The sequence below is a fragment of the Streptomyces sp. ICN903 genome (genome assembly GCF_022015835.1).
Classification (GTDB): domain Bacteria; phylum Actinomycetota; class Actinomycetes; order Streptomycetales; family Streptomycetaceae; genus Streptomyces; species Streptomyces fenghuangensis.
The window spans coordinates 1-3,344 of the sequence record NZ_JAKMAY010000445.1 but is presented as its reverse complement, the minus strand read 5'-3'; the positions used below and the strand labels follow the sequence as shown (position 1 = coordinate 3,344).

The 3,344-nt window shown below is 75.0% G+C and carries 3 protein-coding genes; 2 read left to right on the top strand and 1 reads right to left on the bottom strand.

Features of this window, described 5'->3' with window-relative positions; all coding sequences use genetic code 11:
* Together zapE and L7D48_RS27440 are read left to right on the top strand one after the other, a co-directional pair.
* Positions 1-1,076, top strand: a 1,076-nt coding sequence (gene zapE, locus L7D48_RS27445; RefSeq protein WP_374493996.1) for a cell division protein ZapE, incomplete at its 5' end; no start/stop codon positions are given.
* 235 nt (positions 1,077-1,311) lie between these two features.
* Positions 1,312-2,700: an alkaline phosphatase PhoX gene (locus L7D48_RS27440; RefSeq protein WP_237883586.1), complete on the top strand. Its 1,389-nt coding sequence runs from the start codon at positions 1,312-1,314 to the stop codon at positions 2,698-2,700.
* Positions 2,701-2,739: 39 nt separating this feature from the next.
* Here the strand turns inward: L7D48_RS27440 and L7D48_RS27435 are convergent.
* Positions 2,740-3,344, bottom strand: a 605-nt coding sequence (locus L7D48_RS27435) for a GNAT family N-acetyltransferase (protein WP_237883584.1), incomplete at its 5' end; no start/stop codon positions are given.

Below are 3,344 nucleotides of genomic sequence, written 5' to 3'. Positions count from 1 at the left end.
ACGGGGCCGCCCCGCTGTCCCTGTGCGACCGCGAGCCGCACGTCCCCGCCGACCGCCTGGTCGCGGAGATGGTGCCGCCGCCGCGCTTCGACTCGGTGCGCTTCGACAACTACATCCCCGATCCCTCCCAGCCCAGCCAGTCCGAGGCGGTGAAGGTGCTGAGCGGGTTCGCGGGCGGGCTCGGCGGGGACCGGGCGGACGGCGAGGGCGGCGGCATCCGCCGCTGGTTCCGCCGCGGCGGGCGGCAGACGGCGCCCACCGGGCCGCGCGGGGTGTACCTCGACGGCGGCTACGGCGTCGGCAAGACCCATCTGCTGGCCTCCCTGTGGCACGCCACCGAGGCCCCGCCCGAGCGCAAGGCGTTCGGCACGTTCGTGGAGCTGACCAATCTGGTGGGCGCGCTCGGCTTCCAGCAGACGGTGGCCACGCTCGGCGGTCACCGGCTGCTGTGCATCGACGAGTTCGAGCTGGACGACCCGGGCGACACCGTGCTGGTGTCCACCCTGCTGAGCCGTCTGGTCGAGGAGGGCGTGGCGCTGGCGGCCACCTCCAACACCCTGCCCGGCAAGCTGGGCGAGGGCCGGTTCGCCGCCGCCGACTTCCTGCGGGAGATCCAGGGCCTGTCGGCGCACTTCCGCACGCTGCGCATCGACGGCGAGGACTACCGCCACCGCGGTCTGCCCGAGGCCCCGGCGCCGGCCGGCGACGCCGAGGTGACCGCCGCCGCGCACCGCACCCCCGGCGCGTCCCTGGACCACTTCCCCTCCCTTCTGGACCACCTCTCCCGGGTGCACCCCAGCCGCTACGGCGCGCTGTGCGACGGCGTGGAGGCGGTCTGTCTCACTGATGTCCAGCCGGTGCCGGACCAGTCCACCGCGCTGCGCCTGGTGGTCCTGGCCGACCGGCTCTACGACCGCGAGGTGCCGGTGCTCGCCTCCGGAGTGCCCTTCGACCGCCTCTTCGGCGAGGACATGCTGAGGGGCGGCTACCGCAAGAAGTACTTCAGGGCGATATCCCGGCTGACCGCGCTCGCCCGTGACGCGCGGCGCCTGACCGGGGAGGGCGACGGGGCCTGACCGGGGCGGTGTCCGACCGGGGCGGCACCCGGCGGAGTCGGAGGCCCGGCGGCGGAGCCGGCGGCAGTGGATCCGGCCGCGCGGAAAGCCGCCCGGAGAACGGCCGGATCCGTACGCCGGGAGGGTCGCGGCGCGCACGGGCGGGTTCCGGCCGGGCCGCGCCTGGTTCCCGCCGAGCGGACAGCGTGGTACACACAAGCGGGTCATCAACCTGTCCGCCAGCAGGGAGTTGCCCATGTCAGCAACGCGACGCCAGGTTCTGGGAAGTGCCGCCGCCGTCGGGGCGGGGATCGCCTTCACCGGATCGCTCTCCGAACTGTTCGCCGGTACGGACGCCGCCCATGCCGCGGCCGGCGGCCGGGACGGGTACGGGCCCCTCGTGCCCGACCCCGACGGCCTGCTCGACCTGCCGAAAGGTTTCCGCTACCGGGTGCTGTCGCGTGAGGGCGAGCCCATGCTCTCGGGCCAGGGGCCGGTCCCCGGCAACCACGACGGCATGTCCGCCCTGCCCGGCACCCGCCCCGGGCGCGTGCAGCTGGTGCGCAACCACGAGAACCGCCACAACGCCCCCCGCCGCGTCCCCGCCGTGCGCGGGCTGACGTACGACCCGCAGGGCATGGGCGGCTGCACCGTGCTGGAGCTCTCCGGCAGCGACCGCGTGCTGGACGAGCGGGTGGGCATCGCGGGCACCGCGGTGAACTGCGCGGGCGGCCCGACCCCCTGGGGCACCTGGCTGACCTGCGAGGAGACCGAGGACAAGGCCGGCACCAACGGCTACACCAAGGACCACGGCTTCATCTTCGAGGTCGGTCTGCGGCCCGGTCACCGCACCATCCCCGAGCCGCTCACCGCGATGGGCCGCTTCCAGCACGAGGCCATCGCCGTCGACCCGCGCGAGGGCGTGGTCTACGAGACCGAGGACGCCTTCGACCACCCCTTCGGCCTGTTCTACCGCTTCCTGCCGCACCGGCCCCGCGGCGGCTTCGACTCGCTGCGCGCGGGCGGGAGGCTGGAGGCCATGCGGGTGCCCGGCGTCCCGGACCTGTCGGCCGTCACCGAGCCGGGCACGCACTTCGACGGCGTCGAGTGGCTGCCGGTGCCCGATCCGCTGGCGAAGCGGACGCCCATCCGCCTGCAGGACTTCGGCCGCGGCGGCGCCACCCACGCGCAGAAGCTGGAGGGCTGCTACTGGGGCAGCCACCGGGGGCAGGGCGCGGTGTACTTCGTCTCCAGCTACGCGCGCAGCTCCGAGGGCTCGGCGGCCGACCACTTCGGCCAGGTGTGGCGCTACGAGCCGGGCCGCCGCCGGCTGACACTGGCGGTGATCTTCGGGCCGGACACCGGCGTGGACACCCCCGGCGAGTCCCCGGACAACATCTGCCTCGCCCCGGGCGGCGGTCTGATGGTCTGCGAGGACGGCGGCGGCGAGCAGCACGTCTACGGCCTCACCCGCCACGGCGAGATCTACGCCCTGGCGCGCAACGCCCAGAACACCGGCACCGCGCGGGAGCCGGAGTACGGCGAGTTCGCGGGCGTCACCTTCTCGCCCGACCGCCGCACCATGTACGTCAACTGCTACGACCCGGGGACCACGTTCGCCGTCACCGGGCCGTGGCGCCACTGAGACCGGCGGGACCGCAGCGGCCGGGGGGCGGCCCGGGGGTCAGCCGGCGACCGCCTCCCGCCGCAGGAAGGCCAGGCGGGCGCGCTTCCCGGGGAGGCTGACCTCCGGCAGCTCGACCGCGGGGAGCACGATCTCCGGCCCCTGCTCGAACCCGGTGCGCAGCATGCGCGCGATCGCCTTCTCGTTGCGGGCGTCCGGCTCGACGACGATCCGGCGGCAGTCCGGGTCGGCCAGCAGGTACTCCAGGATCGCGGCGGCCAGGCGGCCGGTGAACCCCGGCTCACCGGCGTCCGCGGCGGGGGCGAGCAGCAGGTGCGCCCCGACGTCGCCGGGCCGGACCTCGTAGCACAGCCCCACCCGGTCCTCGGCGGGGTCGTAGGTCTGGAGGAGCGCGACGGGCTCGGCGTCGCGGTGGACGAGGAGGGCGTGGTGGGTGGTGAGGGTGTCCATGTGCGCGTAGACCTCGCGGACCTCCCGGACGTCCATCGCGCCCATCCCCCAGAACGCGGCGCGCTCCTCGGTGACCCAGCCGTGGATCAGGGCGGCGTCGCGCTCGGGGTCCACGGGGGTGATCCGCAGGACCCCGAAACCCTCGACGGTCCGCTCGTGGACGGGTTCGCGCGGGGCGCCGGGGGCACCGGGGG